General features: G+C 41.2%; 15 protein-coding genes. 2 read left to right on the plus strand and 13 right to left on the minus strand.

What is annotated here, in order from left to right; all coding sequences use genetic code 11:
* Nucleotides 1-172 precede the first annotated feature (172 nt).
* From DIZ80_04320 to DIZ80_04340, 5 genes are all read right to left on the minus strand, one after another.
* Nucleotides 173-490 (minus strand): hypothetical protein, encoded by a 318-nt coding sequence (locus DIZ80_04320; protein RDH84698.1) that lies wholly within the window; start codon nucleotides 488-490, stop codon nucleotides 173-175.
* A gap of 5 nt (nucleotides 491-495) precedes the next feature.
* Nucleotides 496-906 carry a flagellar protein FliS gene (locus DIZ80_04325; GenBank protein ID RDH84699.1) on the minus strand — a complete coding sequence of 137 codons (411 nt, stop codon included), beginning with the start codon at nucleotides 904-906 and terminating at the stop codon, nucleotides 496-498.
* Between the two features lie 97 nt (nucleotides 907-1003).
* Nucleotides 1004-3040 (minus strand): flagellar hook protein, encoded by a 2037-nt coding sequence (locus tag DIZ80_04330; GenBank protein RDH84700.1) that lies wholly within the window; start codon nucleotides 3038-3040, stop codon nucleotides 1004-1006.
* Between the two features lie 104 nt (nucleotides 3041-3144).
* Nucleotides 3145-3555 (minus strand): flagellar biosynthesis protein FlaG, encoded by a 411-nt coding sequence (locus DIZ80_04335; GenBank protein ID RDH84701.1) that lies wholly within the window; start codon nucleotides 3553-3555, stop codon nucleotides 3145-3147.
* Nucleotides 3556-3671: 116 nt separating this feature from the next.
* Nucleotides 3672-6329 carry a hypothetical protein gene (locus DIZ80_04340; GenBank protein ID RDH84702.1) on the minus strand — a complete coding sequence of 886 codons (2658 nt, stop codon included), beginning with the start codon at nucleotides 6327-6329 and terminating at the stop codon, nucleotides 3672-3674.
* 293 nt (nucleotides 6330-6622) lie between these two features.
* Between DIZ80_04340 and DIZ80_04345 the strand changes: the two genes are divergently transcribed.
* Nucleotides 6623-6820 carry a hypothetical protein gene (locus tag DIZ80_04345; protein ID RDH84703.1) on the plus strand — a complete coding sequence of 66 codons (198 nt, stop codon included), beginning with the start codon at nucleotides 6623-6625 and terminating at the stop codon, nucleotides 6818-6820.
* 13 nt (nucleotides 6821-6833) lie between these two features.
* Here the strand turns inward: DIZ80_04345 and flgL are convergent, their stop codons facing one another.
* The 4 genes from flgL to DIZ80_04365 all read right to left on the minus strand — a co-directional run bounded on the left by flgL (nucleotide 6834) and on the right by DIZ80_04365 (nucleotide 13029).
* Nucleotides 6834-8483 carry a flagellar hook-associated protein 3 gene (gene flgL, locus DIZ80_04350; GenBank protein ID RDH84704.1) on the minus strand — a complete coding sequence of 550 codons (1650 nt, stop codon included), beginning with the start codon at nucleotides 8481-8483 and terminating at the stop codon, nucleotides 6834-6836.
* A 2-nt stretch (nucleotides 8484-8485) separates the two neighbouring features.
* A complete protein-coding gene (gene flgK, locus DIZ80_04355) occupies nucleotides 8486-10840 on the minus strand; it encodes a flagellar hook-associated protein FlgK (protein RDH84705.1) in 2355 nt (784 codons plus the stop codon).
* Nucleotides 10841-10940: 100 nt separating this feature from the next.
* A complete protein-coding gene (locus tag DIZ80_04360; protein ID RDH84706.1) occupies nucleotides 10941-11906 on the minus strand; it encodes a flagellar assembly peptidoglycan hydrolase FlgJ in 966 nt (321 codons plus the stop codon).
* A gap of 13 nt (nucleotides 11907-11919) precedes the next feature.
* Nucleotides 11920-13029, minus strand: a complete 1110-nt coding sequence (locus DIZ80_04365) for a flagellar biosynthesis protein FlgI (GenBank protein RDH84707.1) — start codon at nucleotides 13027-13029, stop codon at nucleotides 11920-11922.
* 158 nt (nucleotides 13030-13187) lie between these two features.
* Between DIZ80_04365 and DIZ80_04370 the strand changes: the two genes are divergently transcribed.
* Nucleotides 13188-13610, plus strand: a complete 423-nt coding sequence (locus DIZ80_04370) for a hypothetical protein (GenBank protein RDH84708.1) — start codon at nucleotides 13188-13190, stop codon at nucleotides 13608-13610.
* A gap of 53 nt (nucleotides 13611-13663) precedes the next feature.
* Here DIZ80_04370 and DIZ80_04375 read toward each other — a convergent pair whose 3' ends face one another.
* The 4 genes from DIZ80_04375 to DIZ80_04390 form a co-directional block, all read right to left on the minus strand.
* Nucleotides 13664-14347, minus strand: coding sequence for a flagellar basal body L-ring protein FlgH (locus DIZ80_04375; protein ID RDH84709.1), 684 nt, complete (start codon nucleotides 14345-14347; stop codon nucleotides 13664-13666).
* Between the two features lie 20 nt (nucleotides 14348-14367).
* The gene (flgG, locus tag DIZ80_04380; GenBank protein RDH84710.1) at nucleotides 14368-15153 is read right to left on the minus strand and encodes a flagellar basal-body rod protein FlgG; all 786 of its coding nucleotides are present in this window, start codon (nucleotides 15151-15153) and stop codon (nucleotides 14368-14370) included.
* A gap of 41 nt (nucleotides 15154-15194) precedes the next feature.
* Complete coding sequence (flgF, locus tag DIZ80_04385) at nucleotides 15195-15935, minus strand: flagellar basal-body rod protein FlgF (GenBank protein ID RDH84711.1); 741 nt, start codon at nucleotides 15933-15935, stop codon at nucleotides 15195-15197.
* Nucleotides 15936-16040: 105 nt separating this feature from the next.
* Nucleotides 16041-17372, minus strand: a complete 1332-nt coding sequence (locus tag DIZ80_04390) for a flagellar hook protein FlgE (protein RDH84712.1) — start codon at nucleotides 17370-17372, stop codon at nucleotides 16041-16043.

Here is a 17372-nt window from a genome sequence, read left to right on the forward strand (position 1 = left end):
GACGACCTTTGATTTCCGGCCAGGACTCATCTACATCGGGGAAAGACCGCCGCTTTCTGGCGCTCTGCCCCCTGTTGTGATGCCATCAAGAGTAGTACGATGTGGTTTGCTACTCTGTCAGATTCTAGCGGTATGAAATAATGAGGTACTCCTTAACTGAATTAAATCACAATTAAACGTTGTGTTTGTTATACGCATCAACAACTTTACGCCCTGTCGAAATTTTTTTAACTTCGTCAGAAATAGTCTGTTGTTGCCGGGTACTATGCTGTTTTAACAGTTCATCACTCTTCAACATTTGACGAATGCCTTTTTCAACTTCTCCAACATCCTCCTCTAAAACCGGTGTTGAAAAAAAATCTTCTAATTCACCAAAACGTTCAGTTTCCAGCTCAAGCATTGCCTGCCAGTTTTCATCTGCAGATAACTGATGCAGCGTGTCAGTCATCTGCAGTATATTTTTCCACTGCTGTTGTCTTGGTTGCAACATGCGTATTAGCTTTCCTGAACTTTACTATTTCTCACATCCTGAGGAATAGTTGCCCAGCCAGCACGTATTTCATTCATTAATGAAAGCACTTCATCAATGTTTTCTATTTTATTATCTATATTGGCAGCCAGTAACTGGCGCTGCATATAATCGTATAAAGCCTCCAGGTTTTTAGCAATTTCACCGCCTTTTTCCATATCAAGAGATGTACGTAAACCATCAATAATAGAAATTGCCTTGCTAATACTTTCACCTTTAAGCGGCACATTATTTTGTTTCATATGCATTTTTGCCGCATTTAAACGCTGTATCGCACCATCTATAAGCATTTGAATTAATGTGTGCGGATCAGCGTTACCCACCGCTGCCTGTACACCTACCTGCTTATATTGGTTCATCGCTGCTGAATTTTGCATTGGCATATTCCTGTTTAGGGGCCTATTTTTAGGCTTTTTTTTATCCATCTGTTGGTTATAGCTGACTAATGAGTAAGCTGCTCACAACAAATGACGACTAGTTCTGGTTAAAAGTAACGCCCGGTAAAGCATCGAGCTGTTGAGTTAAAAAGTTACTGGTTGCATTTAACTGACTCACTAATACATCCAGCGTTGAAAATTGTCTTCTATAACGATCTTCAATATCGTTTACTCGTTTTGTTAAATCGATACGTTCCTGAAAAATACTTTCTATCTGGTCATTAATGCTATCGGTTTTAGCCGTTAGCTGACCATCCTGATTCTGAAATTCTGTTAATAAGGTATTTAACTTTGAAGCAAGTCCACGGGAAAAAGTAACCGCACCTCGATTACCTGCATTACTGCCCGTAATTTCTAATACCAGACCGGTCGCGGCACCCGAACCGGTTAGAAAACGCCCCGACCCTGTAGCAGGTAAACCACCTATCGTACCCGTTACATCTTCCCCATCTGTAGAGACACCACCACTAATAAAACCCAGTGCACTATTTTCTGATGAGATAGATAACTTTGAATCAGAACCATAAGAGTTCGAGGTTACTTTAAAGGCACCTGATTCATAAGATACAGATACCCCTAAACCTTCACTCTGCAAGCTATTCGAGGCATTAATTCGATTTTCAATTTCCTGCGCCAGGCTATCCATATCGGTATAGGTAGCCTCAGAAAGAGAAACGGTGCCTGAAGATATTCCATCTACTCTGATTGCAAAAGAAGAATTACTTGAATCAATTGTTATCGGGCCTGTAGTAGCAACTGCATCAAAAGTACCTTTTGTCGCAAGCGCTCCAATTGATACAGCATAACGACCTTCCTGAGTAGAAAGGCTACTATTTGTAACAATCACTTCACTATCAGATGAGTTGCCGTTCGCATAAAACAATTGCGCAACAGAATCAAAATCTTCGCTTAATGCATCATTTAACTTATTACTATCAAGCGCAAGTGTGCCATCTCTATTTGTGGTAATACCAATTGAACTAAGACTATTGAAACTGCCCGCATTATCAACAAAACCACCCAGATCCCGACGTATTTGCTGCATTAAATTTCTTGTTGTTGTATCACCCAGCAAAACTCCATTTTGCCCACCTTCACCACCATAGGCAGTCAGGCTATTAAAAACTTCCGCCATTTCATTAAAAGAACTAACAAAATTACTGATGTTTTTTTCTGCTTCATTAGAATTATTATCACTGATAGAAACCTGAACAGGATTACCAATATCTGCAGATTTCAAATTAAGTGTGATACCCGGGATAGCACCCGTAACCGTATTCGTTTCCCGAAAAACAGTTAAACCATTAATGGTTAATTCTGCATCCGATGCTGCCTGAGTCTGCTCGACATTCGTTGCAGTACCATTAAATGCCAGTACGGACAACCCTGTCGTATCAATATTGTCTCCCGCTGCTCCACCCTCTTCAACGGTAATACCAATACTATTATCCAGACCCTGTTGATCAGATGTAATCAGTAAACGAAAGCCGGAACCATCATCAACAATAGAGGCTGTTACACCAATATCTGCCGCATTAATTGCGTCCCGTACTCCGGAAACCGTATTGTTCGAGCTATCAATTTCTACCGTTTCACTGGAGCGTTCAGTGTTATTCGTAAAGCTGGTGTAAGTATCATCACCGGTAGCAAAATCAGTGCCCGGATCATAAACCGTTGTTCCAAAACTAAAGGTCAAATCCCCATTACCGATCACTTCATCCAGACTATCAAATGCAATTGACGCTAATGTATGGGATTGAGCCAGGCTTTTCACTTCAACAGAAAAATTACCGGCTTTTGCGATACTGGAAGTCGATGCACTTAACACATCCTGATCACTCACTGAGACTTTACTACTATTAAATAATGCAGCAGAGGTGAGTTTTCCAAATGAAGACTGAAAAGAACTAACCGCACCTTTTATTGTTCCAAATGCGCTGAGTTCAGCTTGAAGGGTTGCTTCTTTTAAATTTAAACGGTTTTCTGTTGGCGCACGCTCGGCTTCCACAATCTGTTCCAGGATGCTACTTACATCCAGACCAGAACCAATACCTGCTGCCGAAATTGTTGCCATGAAAACCTCGATAATACGCAGGCATTCAGATTATTCCGAAGCCCGCTATTATTTATAATTAATTACAATTATGTCAGAAAGACTCGTTGCAATTAAAAGGCCAATTATGCAGATGTTTCAAAAATTAAACCGGAGACATCACCCATCTGTTCATGAATGCTACGAGAAATACGTAACACCTCTTCGGAGGGGATCTGCCGAATAACTTCTTCAGTCTCTGAATTCACCACTTTTACTACTGTGCGACCACTACTGTCATCAACACTAAAAAATAGATCACGTTCTATATTTTGAATATGCTGATTTAATTCGGTCACTGCCTGCTTTAAATCTTCACTACTAACTTCCTGCTCTTTCGCTTCAGGCGGTAAAACTTTGCCTTCCGAAGCGGCCGATTCGGCAACAAGATTCTGCCGATTTTCAACCTGATTAACATTTGTAGAATTAGATTTAACCACAGATGATGAACTCAGTAGATCTTTTGAAATCTGACTTGTCATGATATCACTAGACATGTTCACACCTATTCACAGTTTGAAAAATATTGTTAGACAAACACCAGAACACGGCGGTGAGAAACTCACCGGCCGCCTGTCCAAAAGTTGTTCTGGTTATTATCACCGACCTACCCTTACTGAAGTAGACTCAATACTAACTGTGGTAGTGAGTTAGCCTGAGCTAACATCGCAACACCTGCCTGCTGTAGTACCTGAGATCGGGTCAGATTAGCCGTTTCAGATGCGAAGTCCGTATCCTGGATTCGACTTCGTGCTGCACTGAAGTTCTCAACCGCAGTGTTCAAGCTACTGATAGTCGATCCAAATCTGTTTTGAATCGCACCCAGATCCGCCCGGATACTATCAACTTTAGCTAAAGCGCCATCAGTAATATCGATTGCTGAGTTAGCGCCTTCAACTGTACTGATATCAATGGTGTTTACTGTTTCAAGTGAACTTGCATTAATTTTATTCGCTACACCAGCAAATATGCTACCTGCTCCTTCAGCAAGACTAGACGTTACAGTAAATGATCCATTTGACTGAAACTCAACATTACCACCCACTACCGTTGAATCTAAATCCAGTGCCGTACCATCTTGTAAGTTAACCGCTCCACCTTCACCGCCAGTGATTCGTAAACTAACTACTGTATTAGAAGTTAAATCTGCAGTTGAAGATGAAAAATTCTCAAAATCAATATCATCACCATTCGCCTGCACTAAATCGATAGAGCTACCGTCAACACTAATGCTAGCACTGATACCCGTTGCACCTGATTTATCGTTAATCGCTACCGACAACTCACTCAAATCACCTGTGGTTACATTAGCTGAAACAGTTTCACCATTTAGAGTTAATGAAATAATACCATCTGCACTCAGATTACTAATTGTTGCCGTTGTTCGTGCATTGGCTGAAACACCAGTAGTATCAGATAACTTATTAACCTGTGCTGCTATATCAGAGGCTGAACTATCCTCAGAAATATTAACATTTGCATTACCATCACCAGAAATACTCAATGTTTGTGCTTTAACAAAATTACCACTACTAGCATCACTTAATGCAGAAGATGCCGTTAACGTTGCATTAACACCGCCAGCTGCATTAATAATACCTGCAGCTCCAACAGCTACATTTGAGGCAATATTTATACCCGCTTCTTCAATTAACACCGTTAAGTTACCAACTTTCACTCCAGAGTCAGTAGCAACGTCTTCTGTAATCGTCTGACCAGCAAAACTTATTGTACTAGCACCGCCTTCAGTACCTGTTGCAACCGCCGCGAGGTTAACACCAGAATCAACTACACCAGCATTTGTAACACCAGTTCCAGTATTACCCGATAGATTTAGTGTGAAATCAGCACCTGTAGCAGAGCCGTTATCATCAGTTGCATTATTTAATGTAACACCTAAACCTGTTGTAAGAACGGGACCACTATTTACAACATAATCAAAATCATTACCATTACGTGTTACGGTTATAGATGCATTAGCTGTATTAGTTCCAAGAATAGTAACAGATGCACCATCAGCTAATACACCGGCACCACCATTCAAATCATTTGAAATGTCATCCGCAATAGTTGTTGCTGTACTACCAGCCGTAGCTGTTATACTTACTGCGGTTGTCGTACCATCAAACACAACATCAAACGTGCCTGTATCACCAGTACCGCCACCAAAACCCAGACCACTTACATAGTTAAATGACCCCGTTGCATTATCAATAGTATCGAAGTTCTCAATCGCAATATTTGCACCACTTGCACTACTAATGGTTTGAGTCGTGCTGTTGTAACTTAGATCACTACCAGCGCCATTCAGGTTACCAATTGCAGTAGAAACAGCAGAATCAAAGTCAGTTTGATACGAAGCGGTATTTACAGTAAACCTAACTGTTTCTGTTGTTGTATTATCCCCAGCAATAAGGTCAAAAGTAACAACATCACCATCTTCTGCTCCAGTTGGTGGCGCGGTTGCTGAAAACTGTGCCGAGTTAATCTCTGCTGTAGCACGAACTCCATCAATTGAATTCAAAGAAGCCGCAAGCGCTGCTGCATCACGATTATTGTTTGCTGCATCTACGGTGATTGTCTGATTACCACCCGCAGTTGAAATAGTAAGCACCTGATCAGCAATTCGTTCTGTAACAGCAGCATCAACATCTGCATTAGTTTCAGCAGCGTTAAATGCTGTAGAAGAAGTATCAACAGAGAACCCAGAAGTAGCTACTTCAACACCCACCGTTGAGTTATTTGATGAAACCTTGTTGATACCAATCGTATCAGCAGTTGCACCAGATACATTTACATTGATTGTCTGGTTGGCTTCTGCACCCACCTGGAAACTCTGCGCTGTAAATGAACCATCAAGTAATTTCAGGCCGTTAAAGGTAGTTGTGTTTGCAATACGATCAAGTTCTGATACCAGCTGATTTACCTCAGATTGTAGACTTAATCTATCCTGAGACGAGTTAGTTGAGTTAGCAGATTGAATCGCCAGCTCACGAACACGTTGTAAAATATTTGTAGACTCTGCAAGTGCACCCTCAGCAGTTTGCGCTAAAGAGATACCATCATTCGCATTTCGTGATGCCTGTGTCAGACCTTTAATCTGAGTAGTAAAACGATTTGAAATCGCAAGACCCGCAGCATCGTCTTTCGCACTGTTGATACGTAAACCAGAAGACAGACGTTGTAATGAAGTCTGAAGATCACCCTGTGATTTATTCAGATTTCGTTGCGCATTTAATGATGAAAAGTTGGTATTAATGACTTGAGGCATGGTTATCTCCTAAGCTTCAGTCGCCTTACCAGGCGACTAAAGGTCTTAAACTGGTTGCAGCGAATTATGTTTAATTCGTTCTCACAGTATGTATCGTCCGCTTCTCAGATACCTTTAACATTATTTTGCTTTTTTTTAGATAACACAAAACAAAGCTAACTCATTGTTTATTATACAAATAACCTAAACATAAGAAACCGTCAATAAAGAAATAAACAATTTATTTCCAGATATATTTAAAGTTTAGCAACGAAATTGAACGTGTAAATAGCACTCGGATAGACGGAATTATCATGAACTCGGGGGAGATAACTCGTATGATTCATCAAACTCGGGGAAAGGTCGCCGCTTTTTGGCACCCTGTCCCCTGTTGTGATGCCATCAAGAGTTTTACTGAGTCAGATCACCACTGTCAGATCATGGTGGTATGGGTTGAGGGGACAGAGCGGGAAAGATGCTCAGTCCCCGAGGGAGATGATCCGGAACACTGAATAAATTACGGGTCTATATAAACTCAAACAGACTCAACGCCTGAATTCGTACAAAGGTTTGCTGAGCCACCTGTAAATTAGTGGTTTGAAATGTCATGTTACTAATGGCTTCTGCCAGGTCCAGATCCTGAATTTCAGATCTTACACCCTGCAGATGAACAGATTTAGCTTCATTGTCATCAAGTTGACTATCAATAGAGTTAATACGCCCACCGATACTGGTTTGCACATTAATAATACCATCCATAGCAAGATCAATATTGTTCAATGAATTATCGATTTGCTGAGAGAGAAATGTACTGGAAGGTCCACCTGCGGCAAAAAAACCAACATCACCCACAATGGCTGAAGTAATAGAAGCAACGGAAGCAACTGTATTACTACCATTATTATTCAATAACATGACACCATCATTACCCGTATCAGCTAGATTACTTAAATTCAGATTACTAAATACTTCTCCATTACCACCGTCCGTTCTAAATTCTATTGCACTGGTTGTCGGGTTAACGGAAAACGTCACACTTAAACCCGGTGTTGTGCCATTTAATGTAAACGTGCCATCCAGGTTATCAGTTACCCCGGCTGCAACCAGACCTGCAGTTAAGCTTGTCGCAGTTGCCGCATCCGTTGCACCTGCAACCGCAGCCACATTTAGTGTAATACCGTCAAAATCCAGATCAAAACCAATTGCATCACCTGCGGTAAAACCATTCGCCAGATACCCACCACCAAAGCTGCCGGTAATATCTCCGGTTCCCGGTGTTTCAAGCTCTCTAACCAGGTCACTTAATGTAGTAAAAATATCCTGATAACGACTGGCTTCAACGGTAAATTCATCTCCCGCTACCGGTGTCTCAGAAATTTGTACTTCAATACCCTCAAAGGTAATTGAACTTCCATCGTTATAAGGTCGAGGGGTTACACCAACAACTGCACCCGCCGTATTATCAAAAACTTCATAATTATCAGCATCAATAAAACGGATTGTATAATCATGACTTTGAAATGCTGTTCGATCGGTAACAGAACCGGTTGAAATTTTTCCTGTTCCCGCATTGGTACGATTAACATCGACAGAAAAATCACCATTACCGGTGCGAATCATTTGAAACACTTCTGCACCTGAATTGTTTGCAGTTACCTGACGACTACTGCCAATCTGAATTGCGGTCTGACCTTCATCACCATTATATGTATAGTTACCCGCACCATCCGTTGTAAACGCCTGAGTTTTAGATTGAAAACCGGAAAAAATATAATCACCGTTTTCATCTTTTACATTCGCGTAATCAAAGAGCTCTCCTAACTTTTCTTTTATTTCACTGGCAATCGCCTGGTTACTTTCTAAATCATTAACACCGGTATTCGCTGCCTGTATAGACAGTTCACGTACACGCTGCAAAACAAGGTTTGCACTGGTTAACGTTGACTCTTCTAGATTTAACTGCTGTGTTGCATAATTTGCATTCTCACCAAACTGTTCAATCTGGCTTAGTGCTTCATTTATATCAACTATACGGGCAGCACCATTTGGGTCATCTGATGGTGACTGTATCTTTTTACCCGTAGATATCTCATTTTGCACCCGCACCAGATCTTCCTGCTGCCTGAGGATATTTTGCAAACCCTGATTATGAATAAGTGCTGTCGATACTCGCATAATTACACCGCGTTAAGTAATGAATCAAATATTTCCTGTGATACCTGTACCACACGAGATAAAGCCTGATATGCCTGTTGATAACGAATTAAGTTTGCTGCTTCTTCGTCTAAATTGACACCGGAAACACTTTCACGTCTTTCAATTGCACCATCTAATAAACTTTCTTCCACTTCCAGATTAATTTTAACCTGTTGTGTCACCACACCCACACTGGATACCAGTCCTGTATACGACTGCTCAAATGTCGTGTTACCACCATTGAGCACACCTGTTGTTTGCAATGAAGCCAGTAATAAAGCATTTCGATTATCCGCTACAGCGCCAGCATTATTTTGCACTGTAAAGGTATCACCTGCTCTAGGGTCACCGGTTAACTGAATCTGCCAGCCATTTTGATTTACATTAATACCATTAAAATAAACCACGTCATTCTGTAATACTGTGCCGCTTGCACGATCAACAACATCAAATGTACCGGATGGATTTGTCGGGTCAAAAAACACATCAACTGTACGTGTTAAATCACCATCTAAAATATCGGTAATCGTCGGTGACGTTACCTCAACTGAACCAATATTATTTATACTGGTGGTTGCACGTACCGGGCCTGCCGCCGCTATTTGTGCCGGGTCGGATATTAACGACTGAAAGCTCACTGCACCTGAATCAGTAGGGCGAATGTAAAACGAGTCACCTGCAACCGCTACACCACCCGCCGCAATTTCAAGTCCGTCAACTGAAAATGGACCAGCACCGGAAGCTACCGTTACATTATCACTGAGCCTGAGAACATTATAATTAACACCATCAAAACTCACTTCATAATCTGAAGCCGTTAATGAAGATACATCGGTAATGGAAAAATTCATTACCCCGGTTCCCACGTTATTCTGATTAGGTAATGCAATCGTGCTCGGGCCAACAAACGTGGCCGGGTTACCTGTTGTAACAACACCTGCCGATATACTTGTACTACTTGAACCTAATGCTGACAATGTCAGCCTCGTATTATCCGTTGCTCCATCCGTTAAATTTGAAATAACTAAATTATTTCCCAACGGACTGGGGCCGCCTGCCGTTTCAAATTTTATATTTGAACCATACAGTTCAAACGTCATACTTATTCCGGCAGTGGTACCCGCTAAAGTATAAGTACCATCGCCATTATCTGTTACATTGGCATCATTATCTATTCCGGTTGCGCCAAACAGTAGTCCATTCGCGATATCCTGATTTGTATCACCTACCTGAACCGTATAAGCCGTGTTCACAGTCCGTCCATCAAACTGTAAATCAAAACTGATGGTCTCTCCGACAGCTAAACCATTACCCAGATAATCACCTCCAAACTGTGCCTGCAAATGCCCCGTACTCACTGTACTAAACTGATTAGTACCAAAATCTCCATTTAAATCATAACCCTGTGTATGCTGGGCATTCATAGACTCCGCCACTGAAATAGCCAGGAGTCCCATCTGGTTTTGAGTCTCATTTAAAAAGTTGTCTCTTACATCCAGCAGGCCACCCAGATCACCACCCACTAATGTGTCAGTTACATCAACCGTGCCGCCACTACTTTGAATACCAACAGAGATTCTGTCAGGTTGCGCTGCATCCTGTTGTGCGACCAATGTAGAAACCGTTGATCCGGAAACCAGTAATTGACCTGTACCCACGAGTACATTTAAATTTCCATCAGCCTGCTCTACAACCGTAACGGATATTTTTTCAGATAACCTTTTTAATAAAGCGTCACGTTGATCAAGTAAGTCACTAGGGCGATCTCCCACGGCACTCACACTACTCAGGCTTTCATTAAGGCTTCCAAGCTCGGTAGCAATTGAATTTATTTCACTAATCTCAGCACGAATACTCAGATTAATTTCAGACTCCAGAGCCTGAAGCTCATCACCTATAGAGGTAAAACTTTGTTGTAAAATTTCAGCTGAGCCCAGTAAAGCAACACGTGGTGCCGTTGCAGAAGGGTCATTTGCAAGGTCATTCAAGGCATTAAAAAAATTATCCAGTGCCGGCATCAAACTGGCGTCTTCATCGGCAACAATGCTTTCAACACGTACCGCATAGGATTCAAACGTATCCAGTCGTGCAACATTCGATGTGCTATTTCGTATACTCAGGCTATTGAACTGATCAATAATCCGGTTAATCGAACTTAAATCAACACCCTGCCCAAAAAATGCCGGCCCTTCACGTAGTGGAGTTCGCGCATCAAGTTCAGCACGCTGACGTGTGTAATCTTCATTACCGACATTCGCAATGTTATGAGAGGTAGTGGCCAGCGCACCCTGATAGGCGCTTAAACCACTAACAGATATATTGAGTAAATCAGGCATAACGCCTCACTTCCTATTCTACAGTGTTGATATCAACCGTCTTCCTGACTGTAATCTCAAGCAAAGCCCCATCCTGGATAGCCAATGCATTGAGATACAGTCAGGTTAACGGCACATTTTCTATTTTCTTTAATTCGGCCTGTAACACTTCATTTCCACGCACCCGGTTTATTTTATTGGCATATTCCGGATCAGTTGCATAACCGGCTTTTTGTAATTCACGCGCATATGCAGATGAGTCATACCCATGCTCTAGTGCTTTCTGATATCGTGGATTTTCCATAATAAAACTGGCGTAATCTTCAAACGATTGTGAAACAGAATCATAAGAGCGAAACTCCGCTTTTTCCTGTTGCATAACACCGTGGCGAACTTCACGTGTCATAATTTCCACCTTGTCACCCTGCCAGCGATTATCTGCTTTAATTCCAAACAGATTAAAACTGTTTGAACCATCCGCATGTTTTGGTGTGTGTTTTCCCCAGCCTGTTTCCAGTGCTGACTGAGCAACTAATACATCTGCATCAATACCCAGCTTTTTAGCTGCACGCTGTGCATGGGGCCATATATCGTTAATAAATTCTTTTACGGATTGCCAGGCCGTTGTCGGTGCCTCATCAGGCGCTATATTTTTTACATCTTGCGCACCTGAAGTATTACCCACGGAATCTTTACGTAACTTATGCAGTGTTACATTACTTTCAAAAGGCCTATCAACAGGACGCGAATCAGATAAATAATCTTCAATGCGCTTCTTGTTTAATTCACTATCTGGTTTTCCACCTAACTGCCTTTCAATAACATCCGCTAAACCTATACCTTTGCCATTTGAAATTTGCATACTCAATTGCTTGTCATACATGTCCTGATAGGTTTTTTCACTTTTACTACCAAATAATTCATTTTCAGGCACGGTTTCACGCATGCTTTTTAACATCATTTGCACAAATAAAGATTCAAACTGTTTAGCAACTTCTTTAATTGCCTCCGGACTTTTCTCACGCGCATCTTTTTTAAGCTCTGTTAAAGCTGAAAAATCCGTATAGATAGCTGTATCAGAAACCATTTAACTAACCGGTTTATATCACTATTAATTCAGCAGTTAATGAACCCGACTGCCTTAATGCTTCTAACATAGCAACCAGGTCACCCGGTGCAGCACCAACCCGGTTTACCGCGTCCACTAACTCTCTTAAACTAACCCCGGGACGAAATAAAAACATACGTAAATTTTGATTATCGACATCGATTCGATCACGACCAACTACCGCGGTTGTACCATCATTAAATGCACCACCCGGCTGACTAACGATCGGATCAGCTGTCACGCTCACAATTAAATTACCGTGCGCGACCGCGGCAAGTTTTATTCGTACATCATCAGTAATAACTATCGTACCGGTACGTGCATTTATAATAATTCGAGCAGGCGCACTGTCAGGATTAACCTGAAGATTTTCTAAAAAAGAAACAAACTCAACTTTCTGAGTTGTAGTCGGTGGGGTTAATACCTGAATAGAAACCGCATCTAATGCCTGAGCACTATCCGGCCCCAAAGTATTATTGATAGCCTGCACAACACGATTTGCAGTTGTGAAATCACCCTGATTTAAATTCAGTACAATTTTTTCCATATTCGCAAATGGATTGGGTACTTCACGCTCAATGGTAGCGCCACCCGGAATACGACCAACACTTGGAATATTAACGGTGACTTTAGAGCCATCACTTCCATTAACACCAAAACCACCCACGATTAAATTACCCTGAGCAACCGCATATATTTTTCCATCTGCGCCTTTCATAGGGGCCATTAACAAACTACCACCCCGTAAACTTTTTGAGTTACCCAGAGATGAAACCGTAATATCAACTTTTTGCCCTGGTTTACTAAAGGGGGGCAAATTTGCATGTAATGCTACTGCGGCAACATTTTTCAGCTGAGGCGTTACACCTTGCGGCAAAACAATGCCGTATTGCTGCAACATGCTTTTAAAACTTTGCGTGGTAAACGGAGTTTGTGACGTCTGATCACCCGTACCATCAAGACCAACAACCAGCCCATAACCCACCAGATGGTTATCTCTGACCCCTGCAATAGAGGCAATGTCTTTAATACGCTCTGCATGCGCATTAATAGATATTAGCAATGATAACGAAATAACTGATAAAACACGGTGCCAAAGCATTGGCTCTCTCCAGATAAATGAGTTCTCTACCTGTATCACTGCAAAAGTAAGGCCAAGATCACTAAATCACTGCTAAATCTAGCAATTTAGGAATCCCTCAGCAGATTAAAACAAATACAGCTATTATTTAATAACCCCCATTCAGTAGATCTGAAAAAATGAAAACTTTAGACCCTAAACTCAAAAACCTGATTTTGTTTTTTATATTCTCCCTGCTTACAATTAACACTGCTTACTCACAACAAACCGATAAAGTTGTTCTACATATTAATAACCCTTTAAAAATGACCATGCTGGTTAATAATGTAAAAAATTTACGCAAGATGTTAGGTAAAGACGCTGTAATTTCTATCGTAGCAAATGGGCCAGCAGTAGCCAGATTTTCAACTGTATTTTCATCTCGTTTTCAACTTGATGAAATTCTCAAACAAAAAGCGAGTGTCAACGTATGCTCCTTTGCTTTAAAAAACAAACGCATAAAAAAAGAACAATTATTTGGCGGGGTAAATTACCTGGAGGATGGAGGTGTAGCTGAACTGGTAAAATTACAACAAAATGGTTTTTCTTACATTAAACCTTAAATATTTATTTTTTCTAAAAAAAGTCATCCCTGACCACTGCAAATCATGAACAACTAAAAAGGCCACCATTTACCATTCATAAACTGACCAAACCAGCCCTGAGTATTCGCATCTGCCAGGAATCCTTCACCGCTATAAGCAATTTGCGCATCAGCCAACTTGGAAGATGGCAAGGTATTATCAGCTAATACATCCAATGGCCTAACAACACCTGCAATACGAATATATTCTTTACCCTGATTTAAGGTAAACCATTTCTCACCCTGCACAACCAGATTTCCATTCGGCAGAATATCAACAACAGTTACCGTAATTTCACCAGTCAAACTATTACTTTGAGAACTATCCGCTTCACCAGAAAATTCACGCTCGGGTGCAACAGAAAACTCCAGAACATTATTACCCTTGAAAGTCGGTTGCACACCAAACAATGTTGGGTTCGCAGTTGTAATTTCATCTTCTTTCTTTGTACTGGTGCCAGCTTTTTTACTCGCACTGGTTTTTTCATTCAGGATAATTGTCAGTATGTCACCAATACGATATGGTTTTGGATCTTCATACAGAGAAATACTGCGCTCCTGGAATAAAGAACCACTATTATAATTCATTGGTTTAGGTGCGATTGGTCTTACGATGGGTTCAAAATCCGCAAGCTCCTGAGGTTTTACATTGCAACCTGAAACAGACTGCATTGCTATAGCCAGTAATGAGTATTTTATTAACTGTAAGTTTTTCATTCTATTCACCGTTATTAGTCTTACAAGTTATTATTCACATACTGCAGCATCTGATCTGTAGTAGAAATAACCTTCGAATTCATTTCATAAGCTCGTTGTGTTTCAATCATGTTTACAAGCTCTTCTACAACATTCACATTTGATGTTTCAACTGAGCCGCTTAACAATGTACCCAGCCCCGTTAATCCGGGTGTTCCGTTAGTGGGTGAACCACTGGCCGCAGTTTCTGTAAAAAGGTTATCACCTTCTGGCTGCAAACCTGCAGGATTAACAAAATCAGCTAACTGAACTGAGCCGATCTGAGTTGGAGTCGTATTACTTCCTGTTAAAACGGTAACCGTTCCATCCGCACCAATAGTAATACTTTGTGTATCTGCGGGTATGGTTAACGCTGGTTGTAATAACAAACCCTGCGACGTCACAACCTGTCCATCCGCATCTATCTGAAATGTACCATCACGGGTGTAGGACAATGAACCATCCTGTTGCTGTATCTGAAAAAAACCACGACCCTGAACAGCCATATCCAGAGGTTTACCGGTTTGTGTAATATTTCCCTGTGTATGTAATTTTTCTGTGCCAACTACACGAACACCGGTACCAATTGATAAACCAGATGGAGCACGTGTATCTTCAGTTGTATTACCACCGGCCTGACGTTTATTCTGATAAATCAGATCCTGAAAAATAGCCTGATCTCTTTTAAAACCTGTTGTATTTACGTTAGCCAGGTTATTTGAAATAACAGATAAACGTGTTTGTTGTGCGTCTAAACCTGTTTTTGAAATCCACAATGCGGGGTTCATATTATTCTCTCCAAACTACTCTTTTTATCTGTCATTATTATTTAACTGTTACGCAATAATTGTGCTGATGATTCATCTAGTGTTTTCGCTTCCTGCATTAATTTAATACCGGTTTCGAACTGACGCGCATTACTAATCAACTGAATCATCTGACCCACAGCATTTACATTACTTAGCTCTAACACACCTTTTTCAAGCTTTACGTCTACCGCAGCAGGTTCTTCACCTCCACCTCGTGTCAACAACAAACCATCTGCATCTTTATATAAACTTTTCACATCCGGGTTTACCAGTTTAATTTTATCTGCAATAACCAGAGACTCTGCAGACTGACCTACGGGTAAAATACTAATTGAACCATCCGTACCAATTTCAATTTTTTCTGCTGGAGGAAGTGCAATAGGACCACCGTTACCTAACACAGCAAAACCCGTACCGGTTGTTAACAAACCATTACTATCTAATCTTAAGTCACCTGCTCGGGTATAGGCTTCACCACCGCTAGGTGTCTGTACTGCAATAAACCCTTCACCATTAATGGCTACATCCAGTTCACGATCTGTCGTTGACAACGAACCCGGTTTTATATCTATGTCATCCGCATTCTGCTGTGCCATAACACGCGTGTTATAACCCGGACCACTTACATGCCAGCTGGTAAACGTATTAAAATGTGATTTAAAACCGGTTGTATTCGCATTAGACAAGTTATGCGATATAGCAGTTTGTGCCTGCATCGCCTGCCTTGCGCTATTCATTGCGGTGTATAACATTTTATCCATTGTGAACCTCGGTTTTCTCTATAACACTGTGATCTAAAGTTAACACCTGCGAGAACGAAAATTGCATGTGTCAGCTTTAGCTCACAATTCTGTATAAATTACTTTTTATGTAATATTAATTATTGTTTGAGTAATTGTATTAGCCGTTTCAATTGCTTTTGAATTTGCCTGGAAATTACGTTGTGCCGTAATTAAATTTACCAGTTCTGCAGTCAAATCTACATTTGAAGTTTCCAGCGCACCGGTTTGAATTAAACCAAGATTACCTGTACCCGCTTCACCACCAATTACCGGGCCTGAATCAACGGTTTCAACCCAGGAAGTGTTACCTGTTTGACGTAAACCCTGGGGGTTATCAAATCGAGCCAATGCAACTTTACCTAAAGCAGTAGTTTGACCATTTGTAAAACTCGCTCGAACAAGACCACTGTCATCAACTTCAAGACCTGCTAGTCGTCCGGTTGAAAATCCATCCTGACTTAAAGACTGAACAGAAAAACCACCCTGCGCTTCCTGAGTAACTGTATTTCCCTGACTGGCAAAATCTATCGTTATATCGATAGGAGCCGCACCATTTGTTAATGTAAATGCATCAAAATTCAGTGCTCCCGCTGTTGTAGAGTTGGTCAAATCCAGTGCACCTGCCGAATCAAAATCCAGCACTGCTGGAGACAGAGCTCCGCCTGTTGTCATAGGAAAACCATCCAGTGTTGAACGTACATCCCACGTATTATTAAGATCATCACTCATAACATAATACATAGTTAAAATATGCGAATTACCCTGGGAATCAAATACAGTTGCAGAGGTTGAGTTATGAAAATTTGAAGTATTTGGCGCAACGGTTGTACCGGCCAGAATTGCCGCATTAAATTCATCATCAATACCCCCTACAGCAGCAGGATCAATTGCAGGTGAAATCGCTGCAGGTAAATTTAAATTAATATCAACACCTGTTGTTGCCTGTGGGCTACCCACCGTATTGGGCACCTGCAAAGGAATCGTTCCTGTTAAACTGGTTGTGCCTACCACTCCCGTTATCGGGTCAACTGGAAATACCTGTAAAATTTGTCCTGCACTATTAGCAACAAGGCCATTTTCATCCACCTGAAATGCACCTGCTCGTGTGTAAGATAAATCAGCGCTTGTCTGGTTATTTCGCATAACAAAAAAACCTTCGCCACTCACAGCCATATCCAGTGTATTTTCAGTAAATTCAAGATTACCCTGACCAAACTGTTGAGATACAGATGCTAGCTGTACACCCGCACCTATCGCATTTGACGTTGTACCTAAAGGTGATGCTGCAAAGATATCTGAAAATTCTGCACGTGAACCTTTAAAGCCGGTTGTTGAAACATTGGCTACATTATTACTGGTTACATCCAGGTCAGATGATGCAGCGTTTAAACCACTGAGTGAAATATTAAATGACAT

The organism is endosymbiont of Galathealinum brachiosum (genome assembly GCA_003349885.1).
GTDB lineage: Bacteria > Pseudomonadota > Gammaproteobacteria > SZUA-229 > SZUA-229 > SZUA-229.